16 protein-coding genes and 1 riboswitch are annotated in these 18,184 nt (G+C 69.5%); of the genes, 5 read left to right on the top strand and 11 right to left on the bottom strand.

Annotated features, from left to right (window positions below; translation table 11 throughout):
- Positions 1 to 16: 16 nt before the first annotated feature.
- From ACIP63_RS13145 to ACIP63_RS13110, 8 genes are all read right to left on the bottom strand, one after another.
- Positions 17 to 1,360 carry an ABC transporter ATP-binding protein gene (locus tag ACIP63_RS13145; protein ID WP_401514486.1) on the bottom strand — a complete coding sequence of 448 codons (1,344 nt, stop codon included), beginning with the start codon at positions 1,358 to 1,360 and terminating at the stop codon, positions 17 to 19.
- A complete protein-coding gene (locus ACIP63_RS13140) occupies positions 1,357 to 2,445 on the bottom strand; it encodes an ABC transporter ATP-binding protein (RefSeq protein WP_401514483.1) in 1,089 nt (362 codons plus the stop codon). Before ACIP63_RS13140 ends, ACIP63_RS13145 begins: the two co-directional genes overlap by 4 nt.
- Positions 2,442 to 3,431 carry an ABC transporter permease gene (locus tag ACIP63_RS13135; protein ID WP_401514481.1) on the bottom strand — a complete coding sequence of 330 codons (990 nt, stop codon included), beginning with the start codon at positions 3,429 to 3,431 and terminating at the stop codon, positions 2,442 to 2,444. Before ACIP63_RS13135 ends, ACIP63_RS13140 begins: the two co-directional genes overlap by 4 nt.
- Positions 3,432 to 3,521: 90 nt before the next feature.
- Positions 3,522 to 5,282, bottom strand: a complete 1,761-nt coding sequence (locus tag ACIP63_RS13130; protein WP_401514479.1) for an ABC transporter substrate-binding protein — start codon at positions 5,280 to 5,282, stop codon at positions 3,522 to 3,524.
- Positions 5,283 to 5,326: 44 nt separating this feature from the next.
- The gene (locus tag ACIP63_RS13125; RefSeq protein WP_362931711.1) at positions 5,327 to 6,319 is read right to left on the bottom strand and encodes an ABC transporter permease; all 993 of its coding nucleotides are present in this window, start codon (positions 6,317 to 6,319) and stop codon (positions 5,327 to 5,329) included.
- 357 nt (positions 6,320 to 6,676) lie between these two features.
- Complete coding sequence (locus ACIP63_RS13120; RefSeq protein WP_401514475.1) at positions 6,677 to 7,471, bottom strand: enhanced serine sensitivity protein SseB C-terminal domain-containing protein; 795 nt, start codon at positions 7,469 to 7,471, stop codon at positions 6,677 to 6,679.
- A 154-nt stretch (positions 7,472 to 7,625) separates the two neighbouring features.
- Entirely contained in the window at positions 7,626 to 8,402 is a 777-nt protein-coding gene (locus tag ACIP63_RS13115; protein WP_401514472.1) for an enhanced serine sensitivity protein SseB, read from the bottom strand.
- Positions 8,403 to 8,577: 175 nt separating this feature from the next.
- The gene (locus ACIP63_RS13110) at positions 8,578 to 9,267 is read right to left on the bottom strand and encodes an AAA family ATPase (RefSeq protein WP_401514470.1); all 690 of its coding nucleotides are present in this window, start codon (positions 9,265 to 9,267) and stop codon (positions 8,578 to 8,580) included.
- Between the two features lie 173 nt (positions 9,268 to 9,440).
- Positions 9,441 to 9,538: riboswitch (glycine riboswitch) on the top strand.
- A gap of 167 nt (positions 9,539 to 9,705) precedes the next feature.
- Between ACIP63_RS13110 and gcvT the strand changes: the two genes are divergently transcribed.
- The 5 genes from gcvT (at position 9,706) to ACIP63_RS13085 (ending at position 15,934) form a co-directional block, all read left to right on the top strand.
- Positions 9,706 to 10,833: a glycine cleavage system aminomethyltransferase GcvT gene (gene gcvT, locus ACIP63_RS13105; protein ID WP_401514467.1), complete on the top strand. Its 1,128-nt coding sequence runs from the start codon at positions 9,706 to 9,708 to the stop codon at positions 10,831 to 10,833.
- An 88-nt stretch (positions 10,834 to 10,921) separates the two neighbouring features.
- Entirely contained in the window at positions 10,922 to 11,299 is a 378-nt protein-coding gene (gcvH, locus tag ACIP63_RS13100) for a glycine cleavage system protein GcvH (RefSeq protein WP_376526419.1), read from the top strand.
- A gap of 18 nt (positions 11,300 to 11,317) precedes the next feature.
- Entirely contained in the window at positions 11,318 to 12,577 is a 1,260-nt protein-coding gene (gene glyA / locus ACIP63_RS13095) for a serine hydroxymethyltransferase (RefSeq protein WP_401514463.1), read from the top strand.
- A gap of 157 nt (positions 12,578 to 12,734) precedes the next feature.
- Positions 12,735 to 14,120, top strand: a complete 1,386-nt coding sequence (locus ACIP63_RS13090; RefSeq protein WP_401514460.1) for an L-serine ammonia-lyase — start codon at positions 12,735 to 12,737, stop codon at positions 14,118 to 14,120.
- Positions 14,121 to 14,410: 290 nt separating this feature from the next.
- Positions 14,411 to 15,934, top strand: coding sequence for a catalase (locus tag ACIP63_RS13085; protein WP_401514457.1), 1,524 nt, complete (start codon positions 14,411 to 14,413; stop codon positions 15,932 to 15,934).
- 194 nt (positions 15,935 to 16,128) lie between these two features.
- Here the strand turns inward: ACIP63_RS13085 and ACIP63_RS13080 are convergent, their stop codons facing one another.
- The 3 genes from ACIP63_RS13080 to ACIP63_RS13070 form a co-directional block, all read right to left on the bottom strand.
- A complete protein-coding gene (locus tag ACIP63_RS13080) occupies positions 16,129 to 16,344 on the bottom strand; it encodes an EF-hand domain-containing protein (RefSeq protein ID WP_401514454.1) in 216 nt (71 codons plus the stop codon).
- A gap of 122 nt (positions 16,345 to 16,466) precedes the next feature.
- Entirely contained in the window at positions 16,467 to 17,264 is a 798-nt protein-coding gene (locus ACIP63_RS13075; protein WP_401514451.1) for a polysaccharide deacetylase family protein, read from the bottom strand.
- Between the two features lie 390 nt (positions 17,265 to 17,654).
- Positions 17,655 to 18,170, bottom strand: a complete 516-nt coding sequence (locus ACIP63_RS13070; protein ID WP_401514448.1) for an ATP-binding protein — start codon at positions 18,168 to 18,170, stop codon at positions 17,655 to 17,657.
- Positions 18,171 to 18,184: the final 14 nt, after the last annotated feature.

Raw genomic sequence — 18,184 nt, 5'->3', positions numbered from 1 at the left:
GGCAATTGTGCCGGTACTACTCCTTCGTCTTGTCCTCCGCACTAGCGACCGGCGCGGAGGAGCCCTTGCCGTCACCGCCCGGGGCGGGCTCGGCGGGCTTCTCCGGCCCTTCCGGGGCTGCGGACCCGGACGCTTCCTCCGGCTCGTCCGACACCTCGGGAGCTTCCTCCGGCTCGTCCGACGCCTCGGGAACAGTCGCCTCGGGAGCGGTCGCCTCGGGGGCGGCCGCCTCCTCCGCCACGGCGGCCGGCTCCGCGGCTCCCGCCGACTTCACCGTGATGACGTCCGCGACGAGCGGCGCGTCCCCCGGGACCTGGTCCTCGCCGTTCTCCGGGTGGTGACACGCCACCTGGTGCCCGGTCTTCAGCTGGAGCAGCGGCGGCTCCGTCGTCTTGCAGACCTGCGTCGCCTTCCAGCACCGGGTGTGGAAGCGGCAGCCGGTCGGCGGCGAGATCGGCGACGGCACGTCACCCTTGAGCAGGATGCGATCGCTCTTGGCGCCGCGCCTGCGCGGGTCCGGCACCGGCACCGCGGACATCAGCGCCTTCGTGTACGGGTGCATCGGCGCCTCGTACAGCGAGGTGCGGTCCGCGAGCTCGACGATCTTGCCGAGGTACATGACCGCGATCCGGTCCGAGACATGGCGGATGACCGACAGGTCGTGCGCGATGATCATGTACGTGAGCCCGAGCTCCTCCTGGAGGTCGTCCAGCAGGTTCACCACCTGCGCCTGGATCGACACGTCCAGCGCCGAGACCGGCTCGTCGGCGACGACCAGCTTCGGCTTCAGCGCGAGCGCCCGCGCGATGCCGATGCGCTGGCGCTGACCGCCGGAGAACTCGTGCGGGTAGCGGTTGTAGTGCTCGGGGTTGAGCCCCACCAGCTCCAGCAGCCGCTGGACCTCCGCCTTCACGCCGCCCTCGGGGTTGACGCCCTGGAGCCGGAAGGGGGTGCCGACGATCCCGCCGACCGTGTGGCGCGGGTTCAGCGAGCCGTAGGGGTCCTGGAAGATCATCTGGATGTCGCGGCGCATCGGCCGGAGCCGCCCCGCGGACATGTGGGTGATGTCCCGGCCCTGGAACTCGACCTTGCCGCCGGTCGGTTCCAGCAGACGGGTCACGAGCCGGCCCATGGTCGACTTCCCGCAGCCCGACTCACCGACCACGCCCAGGGTCTCCCCGGGACGCACGTCGAAGGTGAGTCCGTCCACGGCCTGGACCGCGCCGACCTTGCGCTTCAGCACGCCCTTGGTGATCGGGAAGTGCTTGACCAGGCCGTCGACCTTGAGGAGCGGCTCGGACCCGGACCCGTCCGACCCGGCCGCGGCGGACGCGGGAGTCTTCTTGTTCAGATCAGTCACAGCTTCGGCGCAATCTCTTCGGTCCAGATCCGGTCGCGCTGCTCACGCGACATGTGGCACGCGGAGTAGTGCCCGTCGCTGACCTGCTGCAGCTCCGGACGCTCGGTGCGGGTGATGTTGTCCGGCGGGACGTCGGCGTACGGGCAACGCGGGTGGAAGGCGCAGCCCGACGGGACGTTGATGAGGCTGGGCGGCGAGCCCTTGACCGGGATGAGCCGCTCGGTCTGCTCCCGGTCGATGCGCGGCATCGAGCCGAGCAGACCCCAGGTGTAGGGGTGCTGGGGCTCGTAGAACACCTTCTCCGCCGTGCCGCGCTCGATGCAGCGTCCCGCGTACATCACGAGCAGGTGGTCCGCGATCTCGGCGACGACACCGAGGTCGTGCGTGATCATGACGACCGCGGAGCCGAACTCCTTCTGCAGATCGCGGATGAGGTCGAGGATCTGCGCCTGGACGGTGACGTCGAGGGCGGTCGTCGGCTCGTCGGCGATGAGCAGCTGCGGATTGTTGACCAGAGCCATCGCGATCATCGCGCGCTGGCGCATGCCGCCGGAGAACTGGTGCGGGTAGTCGTCGTAGCGGCGGTGCGGCTCGGGGATCCCGACGCGGTCGAGCATCTCGATCGCGCGCTTCTTCGCGGTCTTCTTGTCGACCTTGTTGTGGACCCGGTGGGCCTCCACGATCTGCGCGCCGATGCTGTAGTACGGGTGCAGGGCGGACAGCGGGTCCTGGAAGATCATGGCCATCTTCTGGCCGCGCAGCTTGCGTACGCGCTCGGGGCCGGCGCCGATCAGCTCCTCGCCGTCGAGCCAGATCTCACCGCCGATCCGGGCGCGCTCCGAGGTGTGCAGGCCCATGATCCCCAGTGAGGTCACGGACTTGCCGGAGCCGGACTCGCCCACGATGCCGAGGGTCTGGCCGGCCTTCAGGTCGAAGCTGACGCCGTCGACGGACTTGACCAGGCCGTCGTCGGTGTCGAAGTGGACGCTGAGGTCGCGTACGGAGAGGAATTCCTTGTCGTCGCCGGACCGCGGGGCGGGAACGGTGTCCGCCGCCGGGGAGTCCTTCTTGATTGCGTCGCTCATGAGAGCCTCACCCGGGGGTCGATCGCGGCGTACACGAGGTCCACCAGCAGGTTGCAGATGACGATGAAGAAGGCGGCGACCAGGGTCACGCCCATCACCTTGGGCAGGTCGGCGGTGGTCACGCCCTGGATGGCGAAGGCACCCAGTCCCTGGAAGGAGAAGACCCGTTCGGTGATGACCGCGCCGCCGAGGAGCAGCGCGAAGTCCATGCCGAAGATCGTGACGAGCGGGGTGAGCGCCGAGCGCAGCCCGTGCTTGACGACGACCTTGCGTTCCTTGAGGCCCTTGGCCCGCGCGGTCCTGATGTAGTCCTCACCCATCGTCTCCAGCATCCCGGCCCGGGTGAGCCGGGCGTAGAGCGCGGAGTAGAGCAGGGCGAGCGTGCACCAGGGCAGGACGAGGCTGCCCGCCCATGCGACGGGATTGTCGGCGAACGGTACGTACTCCCCGTTGCCGAACAGCGCCAGCACGACGAGGCCGGTGAAGAACATCGGCAGCGAGACGCCGGCGAGCGCGACGCCCATGGAGACGCGGTCGAAGAACGATCCCCGCTTGAGCGCGGAGAGGACGCCGATCGCGACACCGGAGACGACCCAGATGACCGCGGCACCGACGGCCAGCGACAGGGTGACCGGGATGCGGTCGACGAGCTGCGGCCAGATCTCGGTGTGGGTCTTGAAGGAGTACCCGAAGCACGGGGCGTTGCAGGTGACCGGGTCGGGACCGAACTGGTAGTCGGCACCGACGACGATGCCCTTGATGAACTCCCAGTACTGGATGTAGAGGGGCTGGTCGAGCCCCAGGTTCTTCTTGACCGCGGCGATGACGTCCGGGTCGGGGCTCTTCCCGACGTACTGGGCGGCCATCGAGTCGAGGGTCTGCCCGCCGAGGCGGGGCACCAGGAAGAAGATCGCGAACGTGACTGCGCTGACCACCAGCAGCAGCAACACCGCGGCGAATACGCGTCGGATGATGTACGCAGCCACAGCCGTGCGGCGCCGGGCGGGCGGACGGGTGACGCCCGCCGGCCCGGCGCCTTCACCTGCCTTTCAAGGGATGCTGTTGATGAACAGGTGTTACTTGGTCGAGGTCATCAGCACGTAGTCGTACATGCCGAGGTACGCGTCGGTGACCGTGACGTTCGCCGCGGAGTCCGGGCGGTAGAGCAGGTTCTTGCGGTAGACGAGGGGAACGACCGAGGCGTTCTCCATGACCTTCTGGTCGACCTCGCCCCAGGCGGCGTTACGCTCCGTGGTGTCGACGGTGCCGATGCCCTTGACGAGGGCCTCGTTGACACCCTTGTCGTCGAGCTCCATCAGGTTCGTGCCGCCGGACGGCTTGATGGCCGATCCGTTCACGATCTGGTCCAGGAAACCGAAGCCGGTCGGCCAGTCGGCGCCCCACTGCATCATCATCATGCCCGCGTTGTTCTTGTGGACCCACTCGGGGACACCCGCGAAGTCGGTGAAGTACTTGTCCGACGGGAACTGCTTGATCTCGGCGGTGATGCCGATCGCCTTCAGGCTGCCCTGGAGCTGCGTGGCGGCGGTGATCTCGTCAGGACGGTCCGAACGCGCCGTCAGCGTGGTCTTGAAGCCCTTGGCCTGACCGCACTTGGCCAGGTGCTGCTTGGCCTTGGCGATGTCGCCCTTGTTGCCCTCGGTCGGGTACAGGTCGAACTTCTTGTAGCCCGCGACGGTCGGCGGAATGACCGTGGTCGCCGGGTCGCCCTTGACCGAGCCACCGATCGAGTCGATCAGGCTCTGCTTGTCGACGGCGTACTGGACGGCCTTGCGGCACTCCACGTTGTCGAACGGCTTCACGTTCACGTTCAGCGCCATGTACTGAAGGACGCCGGCGTACGGGTTGTCCGTCTTCGCCTTCTCGGAGGACTTGACCAGGACCTTGGGCTGGGTCTTGGACTGCAGACCCGTGCCCGCGACGTCCGCGGTGGTCACGTCGTTGAGGAGGTGGTCGTCGACCGTGGTGGGGTTGACGTTGAGCTTCAGCTGGATCTTGTCCGGCAACGCCTTGCGGATCGGGTCCGTCTTCGGGTCCCACTCCGGGTTGCGGACCAGCGTCGCGCCCTTGCTCTCGTCGTACGCCGAGAACTTGTACGGACCCGAGGAGACCATCTTCTGGACGTAGCTGGCACCCGTGTCGGCCTTCTGCGGGACCGGAGCGGTCTGCGAGAAGGCGGCGAGGTAGTCCATGTCCGCGAAGGGCTTGCTCAGCTTGAAGACGATCGTGTAGTCGTCCGGGGTCTCGATGGACTTGAGGCCCTCGGCCGACTTGTCCTTGTACGGGCCCTTGTACTTGTCGCCGCCGTCGAGGTACGCCTTGAAGTACGTCGGGCCGTTGGACAGGGCCTCCGGCGCGAAGTTGGAGCGCTCGACGGCGTACTTGACGTCCTTCGAGGTGATCTCGGTGCCGTCCTCGAACTTCACGCCCTTGCGGATCGTGTACGTCCAGGTCTTGGCGTCCGCGCTGGCCTTGCCGAGGCTGGTGGCCAGGTCGGGAACGACCTTCAGGCTCTCCTTGCCGGCGGCCGGCTTGAAGGTCACCAGGGAACGGGCGTACAGGCGGGAGAAGTTCTGCACCCAGCCGTAGTACGTGTTGCCCGGGTCCAGGGAGTCCGGGCCACTGGAGTGCTCGTACGTGACCGTCCCCCCCTTCTTGTCCGTCGGGTTGACGATGCTCGTCAGACCGGCGTCGGCCTTGGCGTTGCCCCCACCGCCGTTGCTGTCACCGCCCGAATCACTGCCACTGCAGGCCGATGCGCCGAGCGACACCGCTACGGCCATGGCTATGGCCGCTGCTGTCTTTCTGTTCTGCATGCTGAGGAAAGCCCCCTCGCTAGTCCGGTGCGGCACTGCCGCGTTTACTTGCCACGAGGGTCGAGTGCGTCACGCAGCCCGTCCCCCAGCAGATTGAAGGCCAGCACGGTGATGAAGATCGCCATACCGGGGATGACCATGAACATCGGGTCCACCTCGTAGAGGTCGACCGCCTGCGTGAGCATGCCGCCCCAGGACGCCTGCGGCGGCGCGATGCCCACGCCGAGGAAGGACAGCGAGGCCTCGAAGAGGATGTTCGTGGGGATCAGCAGCGTCGCGTACACGAGGATCGGCGCGATGAGGTTCGGCAGCAGCTCGCGGAAGAGGATGAACGGGCCGCGGGCGCCCAGCGACCTGGCGGCCTCGACGAACTCCCGCTCGCGCAGCGAGAGCGTCTGCGCACGGACGATGCGGCCGATGTAGGGCCAGCTGAAGAACCCGATCACGAAGATCAGGACCGCGATCCGCAGCGTGAGCCCTTCCATCCCGAAGGCGTTGCCCTGCAGGGAGGCGGAGATGGAGATCGCGAAGAGGAGCAGCGGGAAGGCGAGGAAGGTGTCCATCAGGCGGCTGATGAAGCTGTCCACCCAGCCGCCGTAGAAACCGGCCACGACGCCCATGACGACGCCGATGACGACCGAGAGCAGCGTGGAGCCCACGGCGACCACGAGGGAGACCCAGGAGCCTTCGAGGATGCGCGCCAGGATGTCGCGTCCCGTCTGCGGTTCGACTCCGAGGGGGTGGTCCCAGCTGATTCCGCCCAGGGAGCCCTTGGGCGCCAGCAGGACGGGGTCGACCAGGCTCTGGTTGAAGGCGTTGGGGTCGAGCCCGAGGAGCGACTGGAGCGGCTTGGACAGGACCGCGGTGAGGATCAGCAGCACGACAACGATGCCACCGGCCATGGCGCCCTTGTCCCGCTTGAAGCGCGTCCAGGCGATGCGGCCGAGCGAGCGGCCCTCGATCTCCTTGCGCCCGGCGCCTTCCAGCACCGTTTCGGGCCGCGCATCCGCCCCGGTGGTCTCGATCGGTGCCGTCATTGCGCTGGAGACCCCTCTCGGCCGACGGTGGCCGGCCTGTGACCGCCGCTGTAGCGGCTCTAACAAAACATGACAGATGCGATCACACATGCCGAACTGACCCTGTTTGAAAGAGGGGTTCGTCGGGCATGGAGCACCTGCTGTGTGGAGTCTTCAGCCACTTTGCGATCACCCGCCAGACCTGACGGGGAATGTTTGCTCAAACGTGATGCTGCCAAGAGGCTTCCGTTATGCGGACAGCTGTGCTTGCTGAGCGGGCCCTCGGGGAACCAATCCACCACTAAGGGACATGCCACCCAACCGCGTTGTTCAGGTGACTATTTGACCGCGCGTCGGGGCGACGCGCCCGACGCCCTCTCAGTACGCGTGCGGTGCCGGGCCGGTGGCGGGCGGGTAGCCGTAACCCGGGACCGGGGGTGCCGGGGCGTGTGCCTCGCGGTCGTAGAACGGGCGTGAGTTGGCGTTCAGCCACATCGCGACGGGGTCGTACTCGTCGGACAGCGAGACCGTGGAGACGGGCAGCCCGTCGGGGACCACGCCGATGGACTGCTGCATCATCGCGCGGACCGCGTCGACGGACGGCCGGCCGGTGTCGTAGAGGTCGAGCCCGATCGCGAGGTACGGGGCGCCGAGCGCGGGCTGCACCCAGGCGCGGCGCAGCGCGCGGACGGCGGAGGTGCGGTGGGCGTTCTGCGACAGCAGGGCGTAGAACTGCGGGAGCGCGATGGTGGGTTCGGAGAGCCGCAGCGGCCCCGCGGGCATCCGGTCGAGGCCGGTGGCGATGCGGCGCAGGTCCAGCCAGGGGATGCCGACGCCGCCGCCGGGGGCGTGCGGGTTGAGCCAGATGCCCCAGCGGTCGGGGAAGAGGGAGCGGGCGATGTCGCGGCCCGTGATCACCTCGTGCGCCCTGTTCCAGCCGCTGGCCGAGAGCTCCTGGGCGGAGGTCACGCAGGGGGCGTAACCCTGCCCTTCGACCTCCATGTTGCCGTACTGGGCGTCGGGGGAGCCCGCCGTGCCGTGCCAGAGGAGCATCCAGACCTGGCCGTCCGCGAGGGAGCGCAGCAGCGACTCGTACGCGTCGAGGCGCCCCGGGGTCACTTGGCGAAGCATGTGCTCGACCTGACCGGCCGCCGCGGTGCCTGACGCACTCACCCTGGGTCCCGCCCCTCTTCGTTCCGCTGTTCCCGCATGCCGCACGGTGCTGTGGCGCCACTCCCGGGCACACGGGGCGGCCTCGTCATCCAACCAGCTTATGCGCCGCCCCTGACACCGGCTTGACGCCACGTGGCAACGGGGGCTCCGTCCCTCAGTACGCGTCGCGCCGGTAGAACGGCCGTACCTTCTCCAGCATCCAGTCGCCGACCGGGTCCTGCGCCACGTCGAGCAGCAGGAGATTGACCGGCCAGGGCACCTGGACCCGGCCGAGCGCGCGGCCCAGGGCGTCCAGCGGGGCGCTCTGACCGGCGGCGTCCCACACGGAGGACTCGACGCCGACGAAGAGGACGGGGCTGTCGCCCTCGATGCTGGCCAGCGCCCGGCGCGCGGTGTTCACCCCGGCGGTCTGCTGGAACTCGGCGGACACCGCGGCGAGGAAGTCGACGGGGTCCTCCTTCCAGTCCGGCTCGTACAGCCGCACCCGGCCGCCGCTCGCGGGGCCGTCCAGCGGCGTGCGCCCGGCCCGGCAGAGCACGGCGACGGCGGCGGGCGGCAGGGGCACCCCGACGGCACCGCCGGGGTTGACGGCTATACCGAGCTGCGGAGGCAGTCCACGGGCAAACTCGCGCGCGGGCGCCACGGTGAAGGAGAGATGGGTGCCGACGCACTGGAGGAACTGCGCCTCGGAGCTGAACACGGGGACGTAGGCGCCGCCGTCGATGTCGACCGTCGGCAGATCGAGGCCGATGCTGTCGGGCCCGCCGCCGTTCGGCAGGGGGACCCAGACCTGGCTGCGGCCGAGCACCTCGACCAGCCGTCCGCCGGCGCCGGCCACGCCGAGGGAGGCGCTGAGCACTTCTTCCAGTTCGTTGGCCGGCCATCCCTGCGACGGATGCGACGGGGCCTGGGCCTGAGCCGGAATGTCCACGGTGTCTTGTCCCTTTCTCGCCGTGCGGTGCGGCTGAAACTCTAGACCGGGTCGTGGCGGGAGGGCAGAGCCGCAGGCGGAGGGGACACCCCTGTCCACCGCACCGTCCAGATTCCGGACAGCGTGCCGGGGCTCCGCGAACTGTGCGTATGCGAACGGTGACGCCCCGGGCGGTCTACTCCCGCGGGAGCCGCGCCTCCGGGAACGAGATCCGGTCGATGCCCGCCGCGGCCTCACGGTCGAGCAGCACCGCCGAGGCGCATCCCGGAGGCAGCAGGCCGGTCTCCGTGTCGCGCAGCAGCCGGCCCACCGCGCGCCGGTGCCGGGCGAACGCGTATCCGGAGACCCCGCGCCCGCGCTCCCGCTGCCCCTGCCGGGCCACCCGGGGGGTGACGTCGAGCAGGACGAGATGGAGGCCGCTGCCCCGGCGCCGGGCCTCACGCGCCAGCCAGCGCCGCACCCACGTCTGGGTGCCGCAGTCGTGCACGACGACGGGTCCGCCCGACCGCAGGCGCCGCCACAGCCCGGCGTAGTGCGCGGCACGCACCAGGGGCCGGTAGAGGGCGTACGGGAGTAAACCGGGCAGAGCCGCCGCCCAGCGGTCCCTGGTGTCCTGGGAGTCGACCGCGTGCTCCTCCGCCGCCCGCCGGATCAGCGTCGACTTCCCGCTGCCGGGCAGCCCCGAGACCACGACCACGTCACCCGCCGCGAAGTCCAGGCCGCTCGGCCCCCGGCCGCCCCCGCCCCGCAGATCACGCACCGCCGGAGCGCGCCCGCCCGTCAGCTCCCGGGCGGGCGCGCCCGGCTGCTGGGGCATCGCACCGCGTGCCGCCCCCGCGGTTGTCGCGTAGCGCTGCAACGTCATCGCCTTCCCCCTGCCGAGTCACCCACTGACCTGCCCAAGAAGTGTAAAGAAAAGGTAATGCGGCACAACCGCTTCCGCTTGTACGTGTCGGTGTCGGCACCCGTCCGGGCCTGGACGCCCCACTCTCCCGCAATGCGTGCGATGATGACCCCGCCAACTGCATACAGGCCGTTTGAATCCGCGCGGGAGAGTCCCGGTCACCGTGTGCGCCGGGCGCCGAAGGAGCAAGTTCCTCCCTTGAATCTCTCAGGCCCCGTACCGCGTGGATGAGGCAGATCTGAAAAGCGGGCCGCTCTGCGGCTCCACCCAAGGTGCAAGCCGACGCTGACGGGGGCGACCCCGTCGGGACCCTTTCAGGGGCTTTCGGCGAACCTCTCAGGTTCCGATGACAGATGGGGAGGGAACCACCCCCTGTCGTCATGCCCTGGAGCCATGTCCATGAGCACTGCCCCGAGCGCCGCCCCCCGTCTCACCGCCCTCGATGCCCTGCATCGGTCCCTGGGCGCGACCATGACCGACTTCGCCGGCTGGGACATGCCCCTGCGGTACGCCAGCGAGCGTGACGAGCACAACGCCGTACGCGAGCGGGCCGGCCTGTTCGACCTGTCGCACATGGGCGAGATCACCGTCACCGGTCCGCAGGCGGCGGCCTTCCTGAGCTACGCGCTGGTCGGCAACATCGCCACCGTGGGCGTGGGCCGGGCCCGCTACACGATGATCGTCGCGGAGGACGGCGGGATCCTGGACGACCTGATCGTCTACCGCCTGGGCGAGACCGAGTACCTGGTCGTCGCCAACGCGGGCAACGCCCAGCTCGTCCTGGACACCCTCACCGAGCGCGCCGGGGACTTCGACACCGAGGTGCGGGACGACCGCGACGCGTACGCGCTGATCGCCGTCCAGGGACCCGACTCCCCCGCCGTACTGAAGTCGGTCACGGACGCCGACCTGGACGGACTGAAGTACTACGCCGGACTCCCCGGAACGGTCGCCGGCGTCCCCGCGCTCATCGCCCGTACCGGCTACACCGGCGAGGACGGCTTCGAGCTCTTCGTGGCACCCGCCCACGCCGAGCAGCTCTGGAAGGCCCTGACCGAGGCCGGTGCGCCGTACGGTCTGATCCCCTGCGGGCTCTCCTGCCGCGACACGCTCCGCCTGGAGGCGGGCATGCCGCTGTACGGGCACGAGCTGACCACCGCGCTGACGCCCTTCGACGCGGGCCTGGGCAGGGTCGTGAAGTTCGAGAAGGAGGGCGACTTCGTCGGCCGCGAGGCGCTGAGCGCCGCGGCGGCCCGTGCGGAGACCGCCCCGCCCCGCAAGCTCGTCGGCCTGGTCGCCGAGGGCCGCCGGGTGCCGCGCGCCGGTTACCCCGTCGTGGCCGGCGGGAAGGTCGTCGGCGAGGTCACCTCCGGTGCGCCGTCGCCCACCCTGGGCAAGCCGATCGCCATGGCCTACGTGGACGCGGCGCACGCCGCGCCCGGCACCGAGGGTGTCGGGGTCGACATCCGGGGCAAGCACGAGCCGTACGAGGTCGTGGCGCTGCCGTTCTACAAGCGCCGTAAGTGACACCTGCCCCCGCACGTGACGCAGTCGTGTCTCACACCGTAAGACCACCGTTCATCAGCACTCCCCCGCGTACAGGAGAATTCAGGTCATGAGCAACCCCCAGCAGCTGCGGTACAGCAAGGAGCACGAGTGGCTGTCGGCCCTCGAGGACGGCGTCGCCACGGTCGGTATCACCGAGTTCGCGGCCAACGCGCTCGGTGACGTCGTCTACGCCCAGCTCCCGGAGGTCGGTGACACGGTGACCGCGGGCGAGACCTGCGGTGAGCTGGAGTCGACCAAGTCGGTCAGCGACCTGTACTCGCCGGTGACCGGCGAGGTGACCGCGGCCAACCAGGACGTCGTGGACGACCCGTCGCTGGTGAACTCCGCCCCCTTCGAGGGCGGCTGGCTGTTCAAGGTGCGCGTCGCGGAGGAGCCGAAGGGCCTTCTCTCCGCCGACGAGTACACCGCGTTCTCCGGCAACTGAGACCTTAGGGACCCACTGATGTCGCTTCTCAACTCCTCCCTCCACGAGCTGGACCCGGACGTCGCCGCCGCCGTCGACGCCGAGCTCCACCGTCAGCAGTCCACCCTCGAGATGATCGCCTCGGAGAACTTCGCTCCGGTCGCGGTCATGGAGGCGCAGGGCTCCGTCCTCACCAACAAGTACGCCGAGGGCTACCCCGGCCGCCGCTACTACGGTGGCTGCGAGCACGTCGACGTGGTCGAGCAGATCGCGATCGACCGCATCAAGGCGCTCTTCGGCGCCGAGGCGGCGAACGTCCAGCCGCACTCCGGTGCGCAGGCCAACGCCGCCGCGATGTTCGCGCTGCTGAAGCCGGGCGACACGATCATGGGTCTGAACCTGGCCCACGGCGGTCACCTGACCCACGGCATGAAGATCAACTTCTCCGGCAAGCTCTACACCGTGGTCCCGTACCACGTCGACGACACCGGTGTCGTGGACATGGCCGAGGTCGAGCGCCTCGCCAAGGAGTCGAAGCCGAAGCTCATCGTGGCCGGCTGGTCCGCCTACCCGCGCCAGCTGGACTTCGCCGCCTTCCGCCGCATCGCGGACGAGGTCGGCGCGTACCTGATGGTCGACATGGCGCACTTCGCGGGCCTGGTCGCCGCGGGTCTGCACCCCAACCCGGTGCCGCACGCCCACGTCGTCACGACCACCACGCACAAGACCCTCGGCGGTCCGCGCGGTGGAGTCATCCTGTCGACGCAGGAGCTCGCCAAGAAGATCAACTCGGCGGTCTTCCCGGGTCAGCAGGGCGGCCCGCTGGAGCACGTGATCGCGGCCAAGGCGGTCTCCTTCAAGGTCGCGGCGACCGAGGAGTTCAAGGAGCGCCAGCAGCGCACCCTGGACGGTGCCCGCATCCTCGCCGAGCGCCTGGTGCAGCCGGACGTCACCGAGGTGGGTGTCTCCGTCCTCTCCGGCGGTACGGACGTCCACCTGGTCCTGGTCGACCTGCGCAACTCCGAGCTGGACGGCCAGCAGGCCGAGGACCGGCTCCACGAGCTGGGCATCACGGTCAACCGGAACGCCATCCCGAACGACCCCCGGCCTCCGATGGTCACCTCGGGTCTGCGGATCGGCACGCCGGCGCTGGCCACCCGTGGCTTCCAGGCCGAGGACTTCACCGAGGTCGCCGAGATCATCGCGGCCGCGCTCAAGCCCACGTACGACGCCGACGACCTCAAGGCCCGCGTGATCGCGCTGGCCGAGAAGTTCCCGCTGTACCCCGGCATCAAGTAGTCACCCGCGATTTGCACGCAGGGTGGGGGCACCGCGCACACTGAACACAGTGAGCCCGGTGCCCCCACCCCTTTGCCCCGCGCTCCCGGACCCACCCGGCCCGTCCCCGCATCACCCGGCGGACAACGACGTCCACCAACGCCTTAGGAGTACTCCCGTGGCCCTCTCGGTCTTCGACCTCTTCTCGGTCGGCATCGGCCCGTCCAGCTCCCACACGGTCGGCCCGATGCGCGCGGCCCGCATGTTCGCCCGCCGCCTCAAGAACGAGGGCCTGCTGGCCCACACCGCCTCGATACGGGCCGAGCTGTACGGCTCGCTCGGCGCGACCGGCCACGGGCACGGCACCCCGAAGGCCGTGCTGCTGGGGCTGGAGGGCGAGTCGCCCCGCACGGTCGACGTCGAGGGCGCCGACGCCCGCGTCGAGGAGATCCGCGCCTCGGGGCGCATCAACCTGCTCGGCATGCACGACATCCCCTTCGACGCCGACGAGCAGCTGGTCCTGCACCGGCGGAAGGCTCTTCCGTACCACGCCAACGGGATGACGGTCCGCGCGTACGACCGTGACGGCGCCCCGCTCCTGGAGAAGACGTACTACTCGGTGGGCGGCGGCTTCGTCGTCGACGAGGACGCGGTGGCCGGCGAGAACCCGATAGTCCCGGACGACACCGTCCTGAAGCACCCCTTCCGCACCGGCGACGAGCTGCTGAGGCTCGCCCGGGAGACCGGGCTGTCCATCTCCTCCCTGATGCTGGAGAACGAGAAGGCCTGGCGGACCGAGGACGAGATACGGGCCGGGCTGCTGGAGATCTGGCGCGTCATGCAGGCCTGCATCGCCCGCGGCATGTCCCGGGAGGGCATCCTCCCCGGCGGCCTGAAGGTCCGCCGCCGCGCCGCGAACTCGGCCAGGCAGCTGCGGGCCGAGGGCGACCCCCAGACCCACGCGATGGAGTGGATCACCCTCTACGCGATGGCCGTCAACGAGGAGAACGCCGCCGGGGGCCGCGTGGTGACCGCCCCGACCAACGGCGCGGCCGGCATCATCCCCGCCGTCCTGCACTACTGGATGAACTTCGCGGCGGGCGGCTGCACCGAGGCCGAGAAGGACGACAGCGTCGTCCGCTTCCTCCTGGCCGCGGGAGCGATCGGCATGCTCTTCAAGGAGAACGCCTCCATCTCCGGCGCCGAGGTCGGCTGCCAGGGCGAGGTCGGCTCCGCCTGCTCCATGGCCGCCGGAGCCCTCGCCGAGGTCCTGGGCGGCTCCCCCGAGCAGGTGGAGAACGCCGCCGAGATCGGCATGGAGCACAACCTGGGCCTGACCTGCGACCCGGTCGGCGGTCTCGTCCAGATCCCCTGCATCGAGCGCAACGGCATGGCGGCGGTCAAGGCGGTCACGGCGGCCAAGATGGCGCTGCGCGGCGACGGCAGCCACAAGGTCTCCCTGGACAAGGTCATCAAGACCATGAAGGAGACGGGCGCGGACATGTCCGTGAAGTACAAGGAGACCGCGCGGGGCGGGCTCGCGGTGAACATCATCGAGTGTTAGACCGCGTCCACGTGTGAATCCCCTCTGCGTGGACAGGCGGATGGTGCCGGGCTCCCCACGGGCGCCGACCGGTCCTTGACTGGCCGGTTGTCCATGTTTGCCTACATTGGTAGAGGGTTACCAGTGCATGCGCAGGGGACGAGCACGGCCCCGCCCGGGTGGCGCGGAGCGCTTTTCCTGACCGGCTCCGCCCACGCCTCGACGCTCCTCGCCGGAGCGCTCGGTCCGGAGGCGCCCGGTGCGGAGCCGCCACCGGCATCTCCGCGGCAAAGACGAAGGGGAACGACGCAATGACCGATACCTCTCACAAGCCGACCACCTCCGACTCGGGCGCCCCGGTGGAGAGCGATGAGCATTCGCTCACCGTCGGCCCGGGTGGGCCGATCCTGCTCCAGGACTCCTACCTGATCGAGCAGATGGCCCAGTTCAACCGTGAACGAATCCCCGAACGCCAGCCGCACGCCAAGGGCAGCGGCGCCTTCGGGCGGTTCGAGGTGACCGCGGACGTCTCCGCGTACACGAAGGCCGCGCTCTTCCAGCCCGGCGCCACGACCGACCTGGTCATCAGGTTCTCCACCGTCGCCGGGGAGCGGGGCAGCCCGGACACGTGGCGGGACCCCCGCGGTTTCGCGGTGAAGTTCTACACCAGCGAAGGCAACTACGACATGGTGGGCAACAACACCCCCGTGTTCTTCGTGAAGGACCCGATGAAGTTCCAGCACTTCATCCGGTCCCAGAAACGCCGGGCGGACAACAACCTGCGTGACCACGACATGCAGTGGGACTTCTGGACCCTCTCGCCCGAGTCGGCGCACCAGGTCACCTGGCTGATGGGCGACCGCGGCATCCCGCGCACCTGGCGCCACATGAACGGCTACACCTCCCACACGTACATGTGGATCAACGCGCAGGGCCAGCGGTTCTGGGTGAAGTACCACTTCAAGACGGACCAGGGCGTCGAGACGTTCACCCAGCACGAGGCCGACCAGATGGCCTCCGCGGACACGGACTATCACACGCGTGATCTCTTCGAGCACATCCGCGACGGGGATTACCCGAGCTGGACGCTGAAGGTCCAGATCATGCCGTACGAGGACGCCAAGGACTACCGTTTCAATCCCTTCGACCTGACCAAGGTGTGGCCGCACGGCGACTACCCGCTGATCGAGGTCGGGCGGATGACGCTCGATCGCAATCCCACCGACAACCATGCCGAGATCGAGCAGGCGGCCTTCCAGCCGAACAACTTCGTACCGGGTATCGGTCCGAGCCCGGACCGGATGCTCCTGGCGCGGCTGTTCTCCTACGCGGACGCGCACCGCTACCGCATCGGGGGCAACTACCAGCAGCTGCCCGTGAACGCCCCCGTCGTCCCGGTGCACACGTACTCCAAGGACGGAGCGATGGCGTACCGGAAGACCACCGACCCGGTCTACGCGCCGAACTCCAAGGGCGGTCCGGCGGCCGACACCGAGCGTTACGGATCCCCGCCGAGCTGGTACGCCGACGGCGACATCACCCGGGCGGCCTATGTCGACCACGCCGAGGACGACGACTGGGGGCAGCCGGGCACCATGGTGCGGGAGGTCCTCGACGACGCGGCGCGGGACCGGCTGGTGGACAACGTCGTGGGCCACCTGCTCAACGGCGTGACCGAGCCCGTGCTTCAGCGGGCCTTCACCTACTGGTCGAACATCGACGGCACCATCGGCAAGCGCATCGAGCAGGGTGTGCGCGCGAAGGCCGGCGAGAAGGACCCCAAGGCCCAGGAGCAGGGCAACCCCGCGCGCCGGGACATGCAGCGCAAGGCCTGAGAGCCTTCCGCCCGGCTCCGCGCACACGCGTCGCACAGGCCTCCGCCCCGGCCCGCCGGGGTGGGGGCCTGTCGCGCGGCCGACGCGATGCCGAGTCCGCCGCCGCTGTGCGGGGGTTCATGCCGAGCCCGAAGGTGCGGGATCCGAGGCCCTTCGCCGACGCGAAGGGCCGGACCGCCACCTGCCGGACCGGGTCAGCCCTTGTTCTGCGAGGCCCAGAACTCGTCGAACGTGAGCTCGCCGTCGCCGTTGCCGTCGTGGGCGTTGATGACGGCCTGCGCGACCGTCTCGGTGACATAGGGGTCACCGAGCTGCGCCATGGCGCTCTTGTACTCGGCGGCCGTTATGCGGCCGTCGCTGTTCTGGTCGAAGCGCTCGAATGCCGCTCGTGCCGACTCGATGTCCGCCACTGTTCCGCCCCTTCGTTAAGCGTCGTTGACGGAGGTCAGATTATCCGGCGCTCCGGGCGGCGGATCCGGCGGGCGACCTCGCCCGCGGCCCCGGCCCGGGACCCGCCGGCGGACGCGAGGACTCAGGTCAGCAGCTCCGTGGCGGTCACCGCGCGCAGTCGGCGACGGTCGATCTCGGTGAGGAGCAGGGGCAGTGCGGCGACGGTGTCCCGGTAGCCGAAGTGCAGACTCACCACGGAGCCGTTGCGGAGTTCGCCGGCGACCTTGCGGGTGACCGCCGCGACCCCCGGTGAGGTGAAGTCGAGGGACTCCACGTCGTAGGAGAGGACGTGGGGGTAGCCGGCCCGGCGCGCGAGGTCCTGGACGAGCGGGGTGGCGTACCGGGCGCGCGAGGGCCTGAACCAGGTGCCGATCGAACCGGTGAGCCGGCGCAGGCGCTGGGCGCACCCGGTGATCTCCTCGTACGCCCGCGTCTCGTCCATCGCGTTGATGTCGAGGTGGCTCTGGGTGTGGTTGCCGAGGTCATGGCCCCCGTCGAGGATCCGGCGCGCCATACCGGGGTTCCGGTCGAGCCAGCTGCCGACGGCCAGGACGGTGAGCCGGGCGCCGGCCCGTTCTGCCTCGGCGAGGACGGTGCGCGCCAGGGCGGGGTCGCCCTGGCCGTGGAAGGTGAGGGCGACCTGGGGGCGGCCCCGGGGGCCGTGCTCGATCTGCACCGGCTGCCCGGGGAAGCGCCGCGGAGTGGCGGCCGGACGTGGCGCGCTCCGGCCGGTCTCGCCGTTCCGTGCGGCCGCCGGGGCCGGAGACCGCGCCGCCCCGCCCTGCGCCGCGCAGCCGACCGCTGAGGTGCCTGCCAGGAGCGCTCCGGCCGCCGCGCGCAGGGCGCCGCGTCGGGGCACCGGGGTCCTGCGAACGCTCATGGACGTCCACCTCGCGGATAGGTTCGGGTGCGATTTCCCCGAGACCCGAGACACAGTAAGGCGGAACACGTGGAGATTCCGGGGTGGCCGCGTGTGGCCCTCTCCATGAGGTGATCGATGAATCACCGAGAGAAACCGATCGATACGGAGAGAATGCCAGGCGAGTGACTCATCACACCTGCGATTCATAAGCCAAATCGCCAGTTACATCACCACTTGTCCGCTTTGCGGCTTTGGCTCCGAGGTCGCCCGTCTGCCATAGTCGGGGACGCGACCTCCTCCGACCCGAGCCAGGTCCCCTGTGCGGCCGTGGACACACCCCCCCATTCCACGGCCCCCTCAGAAGCCCCCGACACGCCACCACCCAGGCGGACCGGGGGCTTCTGCGTGTCAGCGGTCGGCAGTGCGCATCTCGAACCATGTGGTCTTCCCACGCGGTAAGAGATCCACACCCCACCGGTCGGAGAGCTTGTCCACCAGGAAGAGGCCTCGCCCGCTGACATCCATCTCACGGACGGGCATAAGACACGGCAGCCCACGCGAGGGGTCGCGCACCTCGATCCGCACCCAGCCGCGGCGGCGCAGCATCCGCAGCCCGAAAACCCGCGCCCCGGTATGCCGCACCGCGTTGCCCACGAGCTCGGAGACCAGTAGCACACCGTATTCGGCCGTCTGCGGAGGCAGCTGCCACTGACGCAGCATCACGCAGGAAGTGATGCGCCGGGCAGTGGCGGCGGACTCCGGACGGGAGGGCAGACGGACTTCGTCCTCCGTCGGATTTCCGAACAACTCCAGCGCCTTGAACGCCTGTTCGTCTTCGACGGCAGTCGTCCATCGCGCCGCTGTCGCGCTGTCGCGCTGTCGCGGCTGCTCCACACCCTCCAGGCCCGCCATGCCACCCATCATGGACGCACAGAACG

The organism is Streptomyces sp. NPDC088746 (assembly GCF_044751065.1).
Classification (GTDB): domain Bacteria; phylum Actinomycetota; class Actinomycetes; order Streptomycetales; family Streptomycetaceae; genus Streptomyces.
The sequence above is the reverse complement of the archived record's forward strand: the minus strand, read 5'-3'. Positions and strand labels throughout refer to the sequence as shown.

Coding starts and splice junctions, on each gene's coding strand:
- ACIP63_RS13140 (WP_401514483.1), bottom strand. CDS start 2,445: ATGAGCGACGCAATCAAGAAGGACTCCCCGGCGGCGGACACCGTTCCC.
- ACIP63_RS13130 (WP_401514479.1), bottom strand. CDS start 5,282: ATGCAGAACAGAAAGACAGCAGCGGCCATAGCCATGGCCGTAGCGGTG.
- ACIP63_RS13125 (WP_362931711.1), bottom strand. CDS start 6,319: ATGACGGCACCGATCGAGACCACCGGGGCGGATGCGCGGCCCGAAACG.
- ACIP63_RS13110 (WP_401514470.1), bottom strand. CDS start 9,267: ATGACGTTGCAGCGCTACGCGACAACCGCGGGGGCGGCACGCGGTGCG.
- gcvT (WP_401514467.1), top strand. CDS start 9,706: ATGAGCACTGCCCCGAGCGCCGCCCCCCGTCTCACCGCCCTCGATGCC.
- gcvH (WP_376526419.1), top strand. CDS start 10,922: ATGAGCAACCCCCAGCAGCTGCGGTACAGCAAGGAGCACGAGTGGCTG.
- glyA (WP_401514463.1), top strand. CDS start 11,318: ATGTCGCTTCTCAACTCCTCCCTCCACGAGCTGGACCCGGACGTCGCC.
- ACIP63_RS13085 (WP_401514457.1), top strand. CDS start 14,411: ATGACCGATACCTCTCACAAGCCGACCACCTCCGACTCGGGCGCCCCG.
- ACIP63_RS13075 (WP_401514451.1), bottom strand. CDS start 17,264: ATGAGCGTTCGCAGGACCCCGGTGCCCCGACGCGGCGCCCTGCGCGCG.
- ACIP63_RS13070 (WP_401514448.1), bottom strand. CDS start 18,170: ATGATGGGTGGCATGGCGGGCCTGGAGGGTGTGGAGCAGCCGCGACAG.